The sequence below is a fragment of the Serratia sp. J2 genome, assembly GCF_046269175.1.
In the GTDB taxonomy this organism is placed as follows: Bacteria; Pseudomonadota; Gammaproteobacteria; order Enterobacterales; family Enterobacteriaceae; genus Chania; species Chania fonticola_C.
In genome coordinates, this window is record NZ_JBKABN010000032.1 from 12,226 (window position 1) to 28,116 (window position 15,891).

The 15,891-nt window shown below is 53.2% G+C and carries 10 protein-coding genes; 6 read left to right on the forward strand and 4 right to left on the reverse strand.

Going from position 1 to position 15,891, the window contains the following annotated elements; translation table 11 throughout:
• Positions 1 to 265 precede the first annotated feature (265 nt).
• Together metC and ACKWMY_RS24055 are read right to left on the reverse strand one after the other, a co-directional pair.
• Complete coding sequence (gene metC, locus ACKWMY_RS24050; protein ID WP_199062502.1) at positions 266 to 1,453, reverse strand: cystathionine beta-lyase; 1,188 nt, start codon at positions 1,451 to 1,453, stop codon at positions 266 to 268.
• A 54-nt stretch (positions 1,454 to 1,507) separates the two neighbouring features.
• Complete coding sequence (locus ACKWMY_RS24055; RefSeq protein WP_024529424.1) at positions 1,508 to 2,755, reverse strand: dicarboxylate/amino acid:cation symporter; 1,248 nt, start codon at positions 2,753 to 2,755, stop codon at positions 1,508 to 1,510.
• A gap of 224 nt (positions 2,756 to 2,979) precedes the next feature.
• Here ACKWMY_RS24055 and ACKWMY_RS24060 point away from each other — a divergent pair, with 224 nt between their 5' ends.
• On the forward strand, positions 2,980 to 3,909 hold the full coding sequence (locus tag ACKWMY_RS24060; RefSeq protein ID WP_024529425.1) for a LysR family transcriptional regulator: 930 nt from the start codon (positions 2,980 to 2,982) through the stop codon (positions 3,907 to 3,909).
• A 19-nt stretch (positions 3,910 to 3,928) separates the two neighbouring features.
• Here the strand turns inward: ACKWMY_RS24060 and ACKWMY_RS24065 are convergent, their stop codons facing one another.
• Positions 3,929 to 6,322 carry a beta-N-acetylhexosaminidase gene (locus ACKWMY_RS24065; RefSeq protein WP_409487192.1) on the reverse strand — a complete coding sequence of 798 codons (2,394 nt, stop codon included), beginning with the start codon at positions 6,320 to 6,322 and terminating at the stop codon, positions 3,929 to 3,931.
• 405 nt (positions 6,323 to 6,727) lie between these two features.
• Between ACKWMY_RS24065 and ACKWMY_RS24070 the strand changes: the two genes are divergently transcribed.
• From ACKWMY_RS24070 to ACKWMY_RS24080, 3 genes are read left to right on the forward strand one after another with little or no spacing between them, the layout of a single operon-like run.
• Positions 6,728 to 7,870: a tail fiber domain-containing protein gene (locus ACKWMY_RS24070; protein ID WP_409487193.1), complete on the forward strand. Its 1,143-nt coding sequence runs from the start codon at positions 6,728 to 6,730 to the stop codon at positions 7,868 to 7,870.
• Positions 7,871 to 7,899: 29 nt separating this feature from the next.
• Positions 7,900 to 9,798, forward strand: coding sequence for an S-type pyocin domain-containing protein (locus ACKWMY_RS24075; RefSeq protein ID WP_409487194.1), 1,899 nt, complete (start codon positions 7,900 to 7,902; stop codon positions 9,796 to 9,798).
• Entirely contained in the window at positions 9,795 to 10,097 is a 303-nt protein-coding gene (locus ACKWMY_RS24080; protein WP_098928952.1) for a hypothetical protein, read from the forward strand. Before ACKWMY_RS24075 ends, ACKWMY_RS24080 begins: the two co-directional genes overlap by 4 nt.
• 90 nt (positions 10,098 to 10,187) lie before the next feature.
• On the opposite strand, the gene mgtA is transcribed toward ACKWMY_RS24080, so the two are convergent.
• The gene (gene mgtA, locus ACKWMY_RS24085; RefSeq protein WP_409487195.1) at positions 10,188 to 12,896 is read right to left on the reverse strand and encodes a magnesium-translocating P-type ATPase; all 2,709 of its coding nucleotides are present in this window, start codon (positions 12,894 to 12,896) and stop codon (positions 10,188 to 10,190) included.
• Between the two features lie 412 nt (positions 12,897 to 13,308).
• Between mgtA and treR the strand changes: the two genes are divergently transcribed.
• Both treR and treB read left to right on the forward strand, forming a co-directional pair.
• On the forward strand, positions 13,309 to 14,256 hold the full coding sequence (treR, locus tag ACKWMY_RS24090; RefSeq protein WP_409487196.1) for a trehalose operon repressor TreR: 948 nt from the start codon (positions 13,309 to 13,311) through the stop codon (positions 14,254 to 14,256).
• A 203-nt stretch (positions 14,257 to 14,459) separates the two neighbouring features.
• Positions 14,460 to 15,875 carry a PTS trehalose transporter subunit IIBC gene (gene treB / locus ACKWMY_RS24095; protein ID WP_021179093.1) on the forward strand — a complete coding sequence of 472 codons (1,416 nt, stop codon included), beginning with the start codon at positions 14,460 to 14,462 and terminating at the stop codon, positions 15,873 to 15,875.
• Positions 15,876 to 15,891: the final 16 nt, after the last annotated feature.

Below are 15,891 nucleotides of genomic sequence, written 5' to 3' on the forward strand. Positions count from 1 at the left end.
TCGCCAAATGTTCTAGCTTGACCAAGGTGCATTCTCCCTCACCCCAACCCTCTCCCCAAGGAGAGGGAGCCAGTTCAGTGCTATTGTCAGGTGTAGGAGTCAATCTGTGACATGTTCCGTCCTCTTCCCAAGGTGAGTCAGTGTTGTAGTCGAGTGCGGGAGTCAAATTGTGGCTCGTTTAGAGCTGTCGCTATCGTCGGGCACAAAGCCCAATCTGTGGCACGGTAGGTCCCCTCTCCCTGTGGGAGAGGGTTAGGGTGAGGGGTCACTTCAGACGCGCAAATCCCGCTTCCAAATCGGCGATCAGGTCATCAATATTCTCAAAACCAATATGAACGCGCACTAACGTGCCGGTAAAGTCCACCTTGGCCGCCGGACGAATTTCGTTCAGTTCTTCCGGCTGGTTGGCCAGGATCAGCGATTCAAACCCACCCCACGAATAGGCCATGCTGAAGTGTTCAAAATGGTCCAGATAGTGGGCAACCTGCTCGTTCGTCAACCGTGCTTTCAGCACAAAAGAGAATAACCCGCAGCTACCGCTGAAATCCCGCTGGAAGAACTCATGCCCTTTGCAAGAAGGCAGCGCCGGGTGGTTGACCCGCTCCACCTCTGGCCGTGCTGCCAGCCATTCGGCAATGGCGATGCTGCTGATCTCGTGCTGCTTGAGACGCACACCCAGCGTTCTCAGCCCACGGCTGCCGTTATAGGCGGTATCCGCGTCGGCCATTTGCCCCATCAGGTAGGAGTTTTCACGCAGTGGGTCCCAGCAACGGGCATTCGACACCGCGGTACCCAGCATCGCGTCTGAATGGCCGATGATATATTTGGTTCCGGCCTGAATAGAGATATCCACGCCATAATCCAGTGCCTTGAACAGAATGCCCGCCGCCCAGGTGTTATCAATCATGATGACGATATCTGGGTTCACCGCCCGGGCCGCCTTCACCATTGCCGGTACGTCCTGGACCTCCATGGTGATCGAGCTTGGAGATTCAAGGAACAGCACTTTGGTATTGGGCTGGATCAGCTCGGCGATCCCGGCACCGATCAGCGGGTCGTAATAGGTGGTTGCCACGCCCAGCTTGCTCAGGATTTTGTTGCAGAAATCCTGCGTCGGCTCATAGGCGGCTCCGGTCATCAGGATATGGTCGCCACTGGCAACAAACGCCAGGATAGCATTGGTGACAGCCGCCGCCCCACAAGGGTAAAGCGAGCAGCCTACCCCGCCTTCCAGCTCGGCCATCGCATCCTGGAATGAGAAATGCGTCAGGGTGCCGCGACGTCCGTAGAATAACTCCCCTTTGGCACGGTTGGCGGTGGCAAACTTTTTGGCCTTCACCGTATCGAAGGTTAAGGAAGAGGCGCGTTGGATCACCGGGTTGACCGATCCTTGGGTGAATCGAGGCTTACGGCCAGCGGTGACCAGGGCGGTTTCTATTTTTTTAGATGTCATAACAATTTGCCTGCTTTTATCGTTAATCAGGTGCGTAGGGCTATGCAGCAACCCTTACGCGATTTTTTCTGCTATATCCGTAATACCTGCGTTTTCAGAGACCGGCTGCGGCTTTTTGCCCGCAAAGCGCTCAACAATTTGTGCGGCATTGAGATCGTGTATGACGTTGATCAGCGTGGCCGGGGCGTCGGTTATGGTGCCCAGAACCACCAGCATCGGGATGGTTTCTAACGGCAGCCCCAGCGTGGTGACAATGAAAATCTCACCCAGGAAAGCCCCGCCGGGGACGCCACCCACGATAATCGCCGACAGCACGGAAATCAGCATCGTCAGGAAGAATGTCTCTATCGTGAAATCCAGCCCCAGCACCGCGAAAATAAACACGATCTTCAGGGCCGCAATCATCGCCACGCCGCCCTTATTCAGGTTTACCAGCAGTGGCAGGGAGATGTCCACGATTTCCGGATTGATCCCCATCGCTTTGGCAGCGCGGATATTGGCTGGCAAGGTGCCCAAAGAGGAACAGGTGCCCAGAGCGGTGGCCGAAGGCTCGATGGCGTTACGCCAGAAGGCACGTATCGCAGGCATGCCGCCGCCGATCCACGAGTAAAAAATGGAGCCAAAAACGTAGTACAGTAGCGTTGCAGCAAAGAACAGACCGATGGCTCTGGCAAAGGTGACCAGCAACTGTGAGTCTTGGCTGGCCATGGTGGAAGCAAAATAGCAGCCCAGCCCGATGGGTGCCCCCTTCATGATGATCGACACAATCTTCATGATGATGGTGTTGAGATCGTTGAGTGAATTGGACACCCGCTTGCCCTGCTCACCCGACTGGCCGATAGCGATGCCGGCAATCACGGACATGATAATCAGCGCCAGGATGTTGGATTTCGACAGTAGCCCGACGAAGTCGTTGGTGGTCACCATGCTGACAAAATCCATACCTCCACCACCGGCATTAAACTTCTCCGCCAGTTCGATGGTGACCCCCTGCGCGGGGTTGAACAGCGTGGCCAAACCGACGATACCGGCCGCAGGTATCAGCGCCATCACAATGGAAACGGCAAAAATCACCCCCATGATGCGCCCGAGCTTTTTCAGGTCGGTCATGCTGGCGATCGAGGACATGACGCTGACACTGACCAACGGCACGATAATCATAAACAGCAGGTTAAGGAATATCTTACCGATTGCCTGTAATTTCAACGCAATATCGGGCGCGTAAATACCGACTATCCCCCCGAGCGTTAAGGCAAATAGCAGAATAAATGATGATTTGTAGGGTTCTAAACGTTTCCACATATTCAATTCCTTATTTTTATCTTTTTTGTTCATGTGACTTAAGTCACTTTTTTATTTTTCTCTACAGTAATTTGTGACTTGTGTGAGACAGGTCACCCCTTGGTGTTTAGTTGTGATCCGGTACGGTACAGCGTATTCTGCTATTAATAATGGCATCTTGTTCGCAGCGATGTAATAGCGCATTCGTACCGTTTAATGAAATCACTCGTGAATTAAAGGAAAAAATGAGCAGCCCAGCGTCGTTAAAGCAACTGGAAGTTCTGGTCAAAATTGTGGAATGTGGTGGGCTGTCGGAGGCTGCCGCACACCTGAACGTCTCACCCTCGGCGGTCAGCAAGAGCTTGTCACAGCTAGAAAGTCAGTTGGGCACCACCTTAATCAAGAGAACCACGCGCAGCTTTACGCTCACCGAACCTGGCCAATACTTATACAATCGTGCAACGCAACTGTTGCTGGACTTTAATGAATCGCTCAACACCACCGCCGGTTACTATAATCACCCCAACGGTGAATTACGGATAACCTGCTCTATGGCTTTTGGTTATTCCCATTTGGCAACGTTGGCGAATCATTTTCGTGAGCGTTGCCCCGATGTTGATTTATATATTAACCTTAACGACAACTTTGTTAACCTTAATGAAACCAACTTTGATATCGCATTGCGCATTTCTTCGGAGCCGCCTATTAATTATGCAATGCGTAAATTAGCCACGGTTAATTGGGCCTATTGCGCCAGCCCGAAATATCTCGAGAATTACGGTACGCCGCATTCCATTCAGGATTTACCCCATCATCAGTGCCTGATTTACCCTGGCTTGACCCCGGTATGGAAAACCCTTGATGAACAGGGCGTCGCCCACCACTTGAAGACACGTACCCCGATCCAGGCCAACAGCAGCCTGGTACTGTTGAAATCAGTGCTGGAAAACCAAGGCATTGCCTATCTGCCCACTTATCTGTTGGGCGATTTGATTGAGCAAGGTGCCCTGGTTCCGCTGGCGCTGGACGACAAACTGACTCACCCGACCCACGGCCTGTATGCCCTGTATTTTCCCAGCCGCTACAGCAACCCCAAGGTGCGTGCCTTTATCGATTTCCTGCTGGAGCAACTACAGCCGGTGCCCATCTGGGATAGTTGGTTGGCGCAGTCTTAACCACGCCATCCCTGCCCGGTTACCGCACCGCCACTGCGCGCAACAGCGTTTCCAGCGGGTATACCGCCGCAATCACCACTTCATCCCGGATCTGTGCTGCCGCGTCCAGCTGTTGCTGGGCCTGTTCCGCCTCGGCTTTACTCAAAGGCTTTCCTTGCTGATAACGTTCCAATAGCATCAAGCCCAGATCGGCCAGCGCGCCGACATCCTGCGCCACCGGAGCCAAATCCTTCATCACCACGTTACCGGCTATCACCTGCTTCACCGGTGCACCGTTACGTTGCCAGCGTTGTAGCCGTTCACGGATCGCCTCCGCCGCCGCCCGATGGTTCTTGTCTTTAAGCAGCAACGCCACTTGCTTATCGAGATCGCGTACCGCCGCACTTTCCGGGGGAATGGCATCAGCAAAGCGGTTAAGTGGCTCAAATTGATGGTAATTACCTGCCTTGAACTTCAGGTGCTGACGGGTGTAATACTGCCCCGGCTCCACCGCTTCGGCCAAGATCTGCAATGGGGTGATATCTACGCTGTTAGCCAAACGGGTAAACTCACGCGCCGTTTCAGCATGCTGTTGCAGGCCAACAGACACCACCGACCAGGCATCTATCGCTGCCAGGCGTTGGTACATATTATCCTCGTTGGTCACATCCTTGGCCGACCACATACGTTCCGCCACGGCAAAGGTTCTTGGCCACAGCTTGAGATCGAGCACCGGTGCGCGGATGTTTTCCGCCCAGAAGGCGGCTTCGCCCCCCAGAATATTGGCCTGATGCTGTTCATCCGGCACCACTGGCATCACACCCGCCGGGATCGCCGTCAATTTGCTGCCGCTGGTTGGATAGCGCACGTTGCCCACCAACGTGTAACCGCTCAGTTGATCCTGCTGCAGAGTAAATACCGGACGCGTGTCGCCCATCCAGGTATCAATGCGGAAGGTCACCTGTTCTGGAGTGCGCCATTCGATGTCCCGCACTGCACGCCGCGATTTGTCTTTGAAATCGATAAAACCACGCCATCCTTGCTTGCCTTCGATCAGCGTGAAGGTGCCTTCCACCGGGCTCCCCTTGAAACGCGGCATGCTGAATTGCCAGCTCTGCGCCTGCTCCCCCGCCTGCACGTTGGTATCTACCCCCAGCGGCTGCGGCAAAATTTCATTGCGATAGTGATAGGCGGTGCTGTGCGGCTGATCGAGATAGAAACCGGTGGAAAGAATGCCTTGGTAGCCGTCCTGTGCACTGGCCCCCAAAGAATCTGGCCCACGCCAGGATTGGATCACGATGGTACGCGGCAAGGTAGGATGGTAAATCTCATCCCAACCCACCATACGGCGCTGATGTTGTTCAAGGATTTTTTCCAGCTTCTGGTTGAAGAAAGCCTGCAACGCATGGGCATCCGCCAGCTGGTTCTGCTGCATAAACGCCTGGATGGTTTTTGACGCTTTCCACTGGGTGGCATCCACCTCATCGCCACCGATATGCAGATAAGGATCCGGGAAGATCGCCACCAGTTCGCCGATGATGCTGTCGACAAACTGATAAACCTTGTCGTTCGAAGGATCGAGCGTCGGCTTGTGGACCCCCCAATGGCGTTCCATTTGATACGGCCCCGGCGCACTAAGCAGCTCTGGATACGCCACGGCAATGGTAGAAGCATGACCCGGCAGATCGATTTCTGGCACCACGCGGATGCCCCGCGCCGTGGCGTAGGCAACGACCTGCTTCATCTGTTCACGGGTGTAGAAATGACCGTCACTGGCCAGTTGCTGTAGCTTTGGATAGTGTTCGGAAGCAAAGCGCCAACCCTGATCGTCGGTCAGATGCCAGTGGAATACGTTGAGTTTGGCCGCCGCCATCCCATCAAGCTGCCGCAGAATATCCTCCACCGGCAGGAAATGGCGCGCCGAATCCAGCAGCACGCCTCGCCAAGGAAAACGCGGAACGTCGGTAATGTTCACCAACGGCATAAAGGTGTTTTCGCCATCGGTCTGCACCAGTTGCAGCAGTGTTTCCATACCGCGTAATGCACCGAAGCGTGTGTTGGCCGTCAGCGTGGCACCCTGCGGAGTGACCTTGAGCTGGTAGCTTTCATCGCTGTCCGGCAGCGGCTGGGCTGCAACCTGATGTTTGATGATGATGTTGATCGTTGCCGCTTGGTTTTTCTCGTCCTGTGGGGCCAACGTCCAGCCGGTTTGGCGTTCCAGGCGATCGCGCCAGCGAGCCTGCGCTTCGCTCAAATCGTCCCCCTGAACGTTGAACGATAAGCGGTAATCCAGCACCAGCTTGCCCTGCGGCTGAGCTAACTCAACCTGCTGCGGCCAGGGCATCAGCGGCAGATCGCCAGCCGGTTGAGCTAGTGCATTGAGGGAAAAGAATAGAGAAGAAGCCAGTAGCGTATAACTGAAGGGTTTGTGCATCGGAAATTCCTCAGAGGAAAAAATCAATCTAGCCAAGGAAGTAGATAAAGACTGAGCTGGGGAGAGATGTCCAACCGCAGGGGCAAAACGGTGCGATGGATCACAGATTGGTTGGAGTTGGTGAGAATCACCATGTTGCTCAATTTGTAGGGGCGCCGCATGCTGCGCCCGTTTAACTGTCTCTGCCTAATCGGCTAATGCCCCCTATTTTGTATCAGCCACCACACAACCAATGACAATCGGCACTTCCTGCTTATCAACGTAAAATACTGGTCATACATACAGTTTATCGTTGTATGTTTCCTGGTTCGACAGTACAAGAACTCCGATACTTGTCCACCCGTTAGGGGGGCTAAGTGGTGCTGTTAGCTATCAGAATACAGGCTTGTTAAAGAGGAAGTAATCATGGCTGAAGAAAAGAAAAATGCTCAAGTGCTTGGCGGTGTTAATGACGACATTACTGAACTGAAATCACTGACCACACTCCGTAAACGCGTTATCAGTGACGGTGAGATCGTGACCAAATCGGCAAATGGTTTCCGCCTGGCAAACGGCAATACTGGAGTGATGCTGCGTAATGACGGGCAAGCTTTTTATGTGCTAACTACACCAAGCGGTCAGGCTCAGGACGGGCAGTGGAACACTCTGCGTCCTTTCGCTTTTAATCTCTCGACCGGTAGGGTGTCTCTGTCTAACGGCGTCGATGTATCGGGTGGCGCAATGGTATCTCATAACGCTGGTATTGGCGCAGTGAATACCGGTCCTACCCCCTTAATCAGTGGACAGACATATGGCGCACCAGCTGTATATACGAATTTCAACACCGGCAATGTGACCACCACCATGATGATGGGTTCCCGTGTCATTCCTGGAAAAGAAGATACCGGGTTACTTTCCTACCGTGACTTATCGGGGCGTTGGAATGAAATTCATGTAAGAGCCAATAGCGAACTGTCAGCTGGGCGATTGGAAAAAAGTGATCCCGATGGATGGATCGTCGCCAAGGGCAATAAGAATGTAAATAACAATGCAGACCGAACCACCTACGGATTACGTCTTCAAGGGCAAGGGAGCCTATTTGCAGAACTTTGCCATTACGAACGAATTGGTCAACACCATCTGATGGGGCTTCGTGTTGCCAATGGTGGAGGCGATGGCTGGTATGAGTTCCGGGACAAAGGTAATGCCTACACCAACGGCGCCTGGCACAGTAGCTCAGATGCCCGTATGAAAACGGACATCGTAAAGATTGATGGTGCACTGGATAAGCTAGAAAAAATCAGCGGCTATACCTACTTGAAACAAGGCGTTCCGGAAGCCGGGGTAATTGCACAGGAAGTAGAAAGTATCTTACCTCAGTCCGTGACTACGACAGAACTGAAACTAAATGACGGCAGCTTTCTGAAAGATGCACGTGGAATTAATATCAATGGTGTAGTCGCTCTGCTCATTGAGGCGCTAAAAGAAGAAGGCGAAGCCAGACGTGAACTGGAATTTCGATTGGTGTCGTTGGAAAAAGAAATTACCAGCAAAAAAGCTGATAAATAAAATAGCTTCTAACATTGAGTATATTACTTATGACCGACTACAACAAAATAGATCCGTTTGAGCGGCAGGTGATGGAATCTCTGGGATATCGTTGGGTAACGCGAGATGAGGGTTCATGGCAAAAAGGTGAGATTAATGGTGATACCATTACTGTTACTGCGTGGCACGGGCCACCTCCAACGACTCCTAAGATAACTGAAAAACCTCATCTCTGGGATCAGAAAATATCTGACATGAACCAATCAAAAACAGATATATTTGATGATGATGTTATCGTCCCAGTCAGTGAAGGAGCAAAAGACATCTCACGAAAGGAATCTGATGAGAAAGTACAATACTTATCAAACATTGAAAGAGATATTAAATCCGGTCTAAAAACCATCACGGAAGATATTAGAAAAATTGAATTGCAAAATATAGAAAGGCAAAGCACATCATCTGAGCTTGAAAAGAGTAAATATCAACTAACTCTTGCCAAGCTTAAGCTCGAGCAAAAAAACCAACAAATTTTATGTGATGAAATAAAGAAAAGACGTGTTCATGAGGAATACCTAAAGCTAAATAATGAAGAGCATTTCTATGCTCGCGAAAAGCCCTCGTCGGTAGCACAACAAAAAAAAGAAAACAGAGTAAAAATGGGTGAAAAACTTGCTGAAGAGCGAGCTATTCAAGAACAAATTGAGAAGGACAAACAAGCTTTACCTCTATTGGAAAGTGACGTCCGAGTAAAAGAACAAAATGTTAACCGTTTGACAGAGGAAGCCAAGGCAAGGGCTGAGGTAGAAGCAGAGGCCAAGGCGAAACTAGCGGCACTAATGACCCGTGCGGGTGTGAATCCAACTCCAACATATACGCAGGAAATGGTTAAATCGGCTCAGGCTTCACTTGTTGCTGCCGGGGGTATGGTACTGAATCGTGCCCCAGGGATGCTACAATTGACAGCTGCCGCAGAGGGAGTTCTAACCACGGCGAGTGAACTAGCAGGCTCGGTCGCTGGTGCCTTATGGAGAGGAGCCGCAGAACTGAGTAGGATAGCCACCGTCAGCACGCTTGGAGCGACAGTTGGTACTCTGGTTATCGGATTCTGGCCAAAGGAAGTGGGGCTGGGCAGCGATCAGGTTCTTGGCCGCGACATGGAGCTGTTTGCTGCTCAGGCCCAACTGTTTGCCGCAGGAAAAGTCAACATTACTCCTGAAATGACGTCGGTCAACTTGCCCGTGCGTGGTTTACTGGTAACAGAGAACGGGCGACAAAACGTTAGTTTGGTTAAAACGGGCATAGCTGGCGTATCTGCAAACGTGCCAGTATTGAGGGCAGTGCGTGATGAAAAAACCGGGCTAGATAAGATCACGCTTCCGGCTGTAGCTGGAGCGCCGTCGCGGACGATCCTGATTAATCCTGTTCCAGTTGGACCAACAGCACCTTCCAATACTGGAAACAGTTTACCAATACCAGTCACGCCAGTGCATACAGGGACGACAATAAAACAGGCCGACAGTATCGTCACCACCACCTTCCCGGCGGAAGATATCAAAGGACTGCGAGATTTCATCTATTGGCAGCCTGATGCCACAGGAAGCGGTGTTGAGCCGATTTATGTGATGTTGAGTGCGCCTCCAAAATCAGTTGTACATAATCACAAGCACTATCCACCGAAAGGAGTACCTTGGAAGGATATCGTCAGAACTACAGCTAACAAAGGCAAAGCTAAATTTAAGCCCGATGTAAATATTCCTAGAATTGATATCGATGTATGGAGCACAGGCCAAACAACAAAAACACATCCTGATTGGAAAGTTAAGCAGTATGACCATATAATTGGCGCTTATGATGGGAAGGAAACTCAATGGGTTGTTATTAAAGAATCACAGGGAGTTATCCACTCCCACCCAATATCGGAGCATAAAGTTAAGGAGCTTATGAAATGAATATCAGCCGTTCAACAATTGATTTCAAAGGTGGAAAAGTCACTGATGATACGTTATACATAACGAATTTTGATGATCCTAATAGCTATATTGACCAGGACGTGTTGCTAGTGGAGTATGCTAATAATTTTTTCGTCGATGTGACATTCCATGATAGCAGCAATGATTTAAGCGTTTATGTAATCTCTGGTATTGATTGGGACAACCCAATTTACACAAAAAGCATAGGGCGTCATGATAAAATAGGGTTAATAGCTTCAATTAAAGAAGCTGTTGATATCGCAGTCAAAGGTAAGTAAACCCGGCTTCTTGGTAATGTCCCAATAAATAATGATGCCCAACAAACACATGTTTGTTGGGCATTTGCATTTAGCTAGCTCTAGAACGCTCTACTGCCAGCCATACCGGCGTACAAACCAGCCTTTCACACACTGGGGCAGCACCATGTAGCCAGCCAGGATCAGCACCAGCCAAGGGAAGTAGCTCAGTGGCAACGCCTGCAACTGCAGGAAGCCCGCCAGCGGCGAGAAGGTCAGGCCGATACCGACGGCGATCACCGCCAACGTCATCACGCACAGCGGCCAAGATGGGCGGCTCTGGATAAACGGAATTTTGCGCGTACGGATCATATGGACGATCAGCGTCTGCGACAACAGCCCTTCCACAAACCAGCCGGACTGGAACAGCGTCTGCATTTCCGGCGTATTAGCCTTGAACACGTACCACATCAGGCAGAAGGTCAGCACATCGAAGATCGAGCTGATCGGCCCGAAGAACACCATAAAGCGCCCCAGATCGCCGGAGTTCCAACGCTGTGGCTTAGTGATCTGATCGTCATCAACGTTGTCGAACGGAATGGCAATCTGTGAAATATCGTACAGCAGGTTCTGGATCAACAGATGCAGCGGCAACATCGGCAGGAAAGGTAAAAAGGCGCTGGCGATCAGCACGCTAAAGACGTTACCGAAGTTGGAGCTGGCCGTCATCTTGATGTATTTCAGCATGTTGGCAAACGTACGGCGGCCTTCAATGACCCCCTGTTCCAGCACCAGCAGGCTTTTTTCCAACAGGATGATATCCGCCGCTTCCTTGGCGATATCCACCGCAGAATCGACCGAAATACCAATATCCGCCGCACGCAGCGCCGGAGCATCGTTGATACCGTCCCCCATAAAGCCCACCACGTGGCCCTGCTTACGCAGCAGTTGAACGATGCGTTCTTTGTGCAGCGGCGTCAGCTTGGCAAACACCGTGGTACGCGCCGCCGCGGCGACCAGCGTGGCGTCGTCCATCAGTTCGATCTCGCTGCCACGCAGGATATGCTCCGCATCCAGCCCCACGTCCTTACACACCTTGGCGGCGACCAGCTCGTTGTCACCGGTGAGGATTTTGACGGTGACGCCATTCTTTTTCAGCGCAGCCAATGCCGGTGCGGTGCTCTCCTTCGGTGGATCGAGGAAGGCGATATAACCTTCGAGGATCAGATCCGACTCATCCGCTACGCCATACTCATGATCCGTCGCTGGCAGGATCTTGTTGGCCACCGCCACCACGCGCAGCCCTTGCTGGTTGAGCTCGTCGGTCACACGGCGGATGCGCGCCAGTAGCGCTTCGCTGAGCGGGATCACCTCATCTTCCTGGCGCACGTGGCTACAGATCGACAGCATCTCTTCCAGTGCGCCCTTGCAGATCAGCTCGTGGTATTGCGCCTCTTTCGCTACTACCACCGACATGCGGCGGCGTTCGAAATCGAACGGGATCTCGTCCACTTTGCGGTAATGCTGCAACGCGTCCGGCTGTTGGCTTTCGTCGGCACAGGTCAGCACCGCCACATCCAGCAGGTTTTTCAACCCGGTCTGGTAGAAGCTGTTCAGCCAGGCATAGCGCAGCACCCGATCACTGTTGGCGCCAAACACGTCGGTATGGCGTTCCAGCACAATTTTGTCTTGGGTCAGCGTGCCGGTTTTATCGGTGCACAGAATATCCATCGCGCCAAAGTTCTGGATCGCATCCAGACGTTTGACGATCACTTTCTGCCGTGACAGCTTGACTGCACCTTTCGCCAGGGTTGAGGTGACGATCATCGGCAGCATTTCCGGCGTCAGCCCCACCGCGACTGAGAGCGCAAACAGCGCCGCTTCCCACCAATCGCCTTTGGTGTAGCCGTTAATCAGCAGCACGATCGGCGTCATCACCAACATAAAGCGTATCAGCAGCCAGCTCACTTTGCTGATACCGGCCTGGAAGGCGTTGGGCTGCTCATCCAGGCTGGTCACCCGCTGCGCCAACTGGCCGAAGTAGGTTTCGCTACCGGTGCCGATCACCATGGCCAGCGCAGTGCCGCTGACGACGTTGGTCCCCATGAAGCACAGGTTTTGGCACTCCAACGGATCGCTCACCTGATCGCGGAGATCGGCCACTTTTTCTACCGGCAGCGACTCACCGGTCAGTGCCGCCTGGCTGATAAACAGATCTTTGGCAGACAGCAACCGCAGATCCGCCGGGATCATATCCCCAGCCGACAGCTTGATAATATCGCCCGGCACCAGCTGCGAGATCGGCAGTTCACTGTGCTCGCTTTTACCGGTATGTGCATCGCTGCGGTATACCGTTGCGGTGTTGCTGACCATCGCCTTCAGCGCATCCGCCGCCTTGTTGGAGCGGGCTTCCTGAATAAAGTGCAGCAGCGTGGAGATCAGCACCATCAAGCCGATCACCAGCGCGCCGATCAGATCCTCGGTGGCGTACGAAATCAGCCCCAGCACGGTAAGCAGCAGGTTGAACGGGTTGCGGTAGCAATGCCACAGATGCTTCCACCAGCTTTCAGCCTGCTGGTTTTCAATCGTGTTACTGCCAAACTGGCTGCGGGCGGTTTCTGCTTCCTGCTCGGTGATGCCTTCCGGGTGGCTGTTAAAACGCTCATACAGTTGCATAGAGCTGGCGGCGGCACATTCCAGGCGTTGTTGCGTCAAACTGACAGGCAGCTCATGCGCTACACCGCTGACGCTTTCCAACAAAGCATCGCGCCGAATCAAACGGCGTGGCAAATTGCGGCTGAGCAGACCCAGCAGCTGACGGGGGATATGTTTAAATTTCATCGTTCGCACCTCGTCGCCCAGCGCCTCACGGCAATGGGTGAACGGCGGATCGGCCCGCTGGCACGATTTTCAGACACGCCAAAAATCATCCGCCGGAGCAGATCACTGATTTTCAATCACAACAGAGGCGAACTATCGAGCAAGTGCCGCTGCTTACCTAAACCGGCAAAACAGCAACGCAGAGCGGAGAGGTTTTACCGGGAAACCGAATGAGTAGTGTCGGGGCTCGGATCAGGATCCATTCAGGGATTAACCTCAGGTCTAACAAAAAGTGGGGACGGCAGTTGCGGCCATTCCGCTACGCATCACTATAGGCTATGCACCGAGATCCGCGCGATAAAATGCGCTATGGTGGCGAGCATAAGTGGGATGTTGTAAGTTTAAGCCTCATAACCTAAACGATAAGTAAACCATGCAAAACCGGCTGACAATCAAGGATATCGCCCGCCTGAGCGGGGTAGGCAAGTCTACCGTCTCACGCGTGATGAATAACGAAGGCAGCGTAAGCCCGCAAACCCGTGAACGGGTCGAAGCGGTGATCCGCAGCCAGGGTTTTACCCCGTCAAAATCGGCGCGCGCCATGCGTGGCCAGAGCGATAAAGTAGTCGCCATTATCGTTTCCCGTCTGGATTCCCCTTCGGAAAATCAGGCCGTGCGCACCATGCTGCCGCTGCTGTATCAGCAGGGGTTCGATCCGATCGTGATGGAAAGCCAGTTTGAAACTCGGCTGGTGGAGGAACACCTCAACGTACTGCGTCAGCGTAACGTCGACGGCGTGATCCTGTTCGGCTTTACAGGTCTGACTGCCGACATGCTCAAGCCGTGGCAGGAAAAGATGGTGGTGGTCGCCCGCAAATATCCGGGGATCTCCTCGGTTTGTTATGACGATGAAGGTGCCGTGCAGTTGCTGATGCAGCGCTTACGCAAGCAGGGCCACAGCCATATCAGCTACCTTGGCGTGCAGGAGTCCGATGCCACCACCGGGATGCGTCGCCATCAGGCCTATCTGGATACCTGTCGCGAACAGAAAATCTCGCCGGTCGTGGCACTGGGAGAACTGAGCTACCAGAGTGGTTTCCAACAGGCCGCCAACGTGATTGAACCGCAAACCACCGCGTTGGTCTGCGCCTCCGATACTATCGCACTAGGCGCGATGAAATACCTGCAACAGCAACAAATTACGCCAATCCAGGTGTGCGCCATCGGTAACACGCCGATGCTCAACTTCTTGTTCCCAGAGACGTTCTCCGTTGAATTGGGCTATGGCACCGCTGGGCAGCAGGCCGCCCTTCAGCTGCTAGGCCAGTTGAGTGGTGAACTGAGCATCCGCCAAATCATTATCCCCTGCAAACTTGCCTGACGGGCAAGCTCACTTCTGAACGGGGCAGCGTACGGCTGCCCCGTGTTGTAGCCGGAGTTCATTGTGACGCGACTTGAGGCTTTATTGTTCGTTTTGTGATCCTTACCGCAAGTTGGGAACGTTCCCATTTAATAAAAACGGCCTAGTGGCTAAGCTTAAAAACATCAATACCTCTAAGCCTCACTGATAACAAAGGTGCCATAATGAGCAAAGTTCAGCAGCAGGACATCGATCGCCTGATCGTGCTGGTGGGTGGCCGCGAGAATATCGCCACCGTCAGCCACTGCATTACCCGCCTGCGTTTCGTCCTTAACGATCCCGCCAAGGCCAAGCCAAAAGAGATTGAGCAGTTACGCATGGTCAAAGGCTGCTTCACCAACGCCGGGCAATTTCAGGTGGTGATCGGCCCCGAAGTCGGTGATTACTATCAGGCGTTAATCGCTGCCACCGGCATCAACGAAGCTGATAAAGAACAGGCCAAACTGGCCGCCCGCCAGAACATGACCTGGTTCGAACGCGGCATCTCCCACTTCGCCGAGATCTTCTTCCCGCTGCTGCCAGCCCTGATCAGCGGCGGTTTGATCCTGGGTTTCCGCAACGTGATCGGCGATATCCCGATGTCCGGCGGCCAAACACTGGCTCAGATGCACCCAGCCTGGAAAACCATTTACGACTTCCTGTGGCTACTGGGCGAAGCCATCTTTATGTTCCTGCCGGTGGCCATCTGTTGGTCAACGGTGAAGAAGATGGGCGGTACCCCGGTGCTTGGCATCGTGATGGGGATCACCCTGGTCTCTCCCCAACTGATGAACTCCTACCTGCTCGGCCAGCAAGTGCCGGAAGTATGGAACTTTGGCTGGTTCACCATTGAGAAAGTGGGCTATCAGGCGCAGGTGATCCCGTCGATCCTCGCCGGTATGGCGCTGGGTTGGATCGAAACCCGTCTGAAAAAGATCGTGCCGGATTATCTGTATCTGGTGGTGGTGCCGGTGGTTTCTTTACTGCTGGCCGTGTTCCTGGCACACACGCTGATCGGTCCGTTTGGCCGCATGATCGGTGATGGCGTCGCCTGGGCGGTGAAGTGGGTAATGACCGGTAGCTTCGCCCCGATCGGCGCCGCGCTGTTTGGCTTCCTGTATGCGCCGTTGGTGATCACCGGGGTGCATCAGACCACGCTGGCGATCGATATGCAGATGATCCAAAGCATGGGTGGCACGCCAGTCTGGCCACTGATTGCCCTGTCCAATATCGCGCAAGCCTCGGCGGTGCTGGGCATCATCATCGTTAGCCGCAAGGCCAACGAACGTGAGATTTCCGTACCGGCCGCCATCTCCGCCTACCTCGGCGTTACCGAACCGGCCATGTACGGTATCAACCTGAAATACCGTTTTCCCATGCTGTGCGCGATGATCGGTTCCGCCTTCGCGGGCTTGATTTGTGGCCTGACCGGCGTGATGGCTAACGGCATCGGCGTGGGTGGCCTGCCGGGTATCCTGTCTATCCAACCGCAGTTCTGGCTGATCTACTCCGTAGCTATCCTGGTAGCCGTGGTGATCCCGCTGCTGCTGACCATGATGGTTTACAAACGCAAAGCCAGCCGCGGCGAGTTACCGGTTTAAACTGAAAGGTACTTTT

Coding starts and splice junctions, on each gene's coding strand:
- mgtA (WP_409487195.1), bottom strand. CDS start 12,896: ATGAAATTTAAACATATCCCCCGTCAGCTGCTGGGTCTGCTCAGCCGC.
- ACKWMY_RS24070 (WP_409487193.1), top strand. CDS start 6,728: ATGGCTGAAGAAAAGAAAAATGCTCAAGTGCTTGGCGGTGTTAATGAC.
- ACKWMY_RS24075 (WP_409487194.1), top strand. CDS start 7,900: ATGACCGACTACAACAAAATAGATCCGTTTGAGCGGCAGGTGATGGAA.
- ACKWMY_RS24080 (WP_098928952.1), top strand. CDS start 9,795: ATGAATATCAGCCGTTCAACAATTGATTTCAAAGGTGGAAAAGTCACT.
- treR (WP_409487196.1), top strand. CDS start 13,309: ATGCAAAACCGGCTGACAATCAAGGATATCGCCCGCCTGAGCGGGGTA.
- metC (WP_199062502.1), bottom strand. CDS start 1,453: ATGACATCTAAAAAAATAGAAACCGCCCTGGTCACCGCTGGCCGTAAG.
- ACKWMY_RS24060 (WP_024529425.1), top strand. CDS start 2,980: ATGAGCAGCCCAGCGTCGTTAAAGCAACTGGAAGTTCTGGTCAAAATT.
- ACKWMY_RS24055 (WP_024529424.1), bottom strand. CDS start 2,755: ATGTGGAAACGTTTAGAACCCTACAAATCATCATTTATTCTGCTATTT.
- treB (WP_021179093.1), top strand. CDS start 14,460: ATGAGCAAAGTTCAGCAGCAGGACATCGATCGCCTGATCGTGCTGGTG.
- ACKWMY_RS24065 (WP_409487192.1), bottom strand. CDS start 6,322: ATGCACAAACCCTTCAGTTATACGCTACTGGCTTCTTCTCTATTCTTT.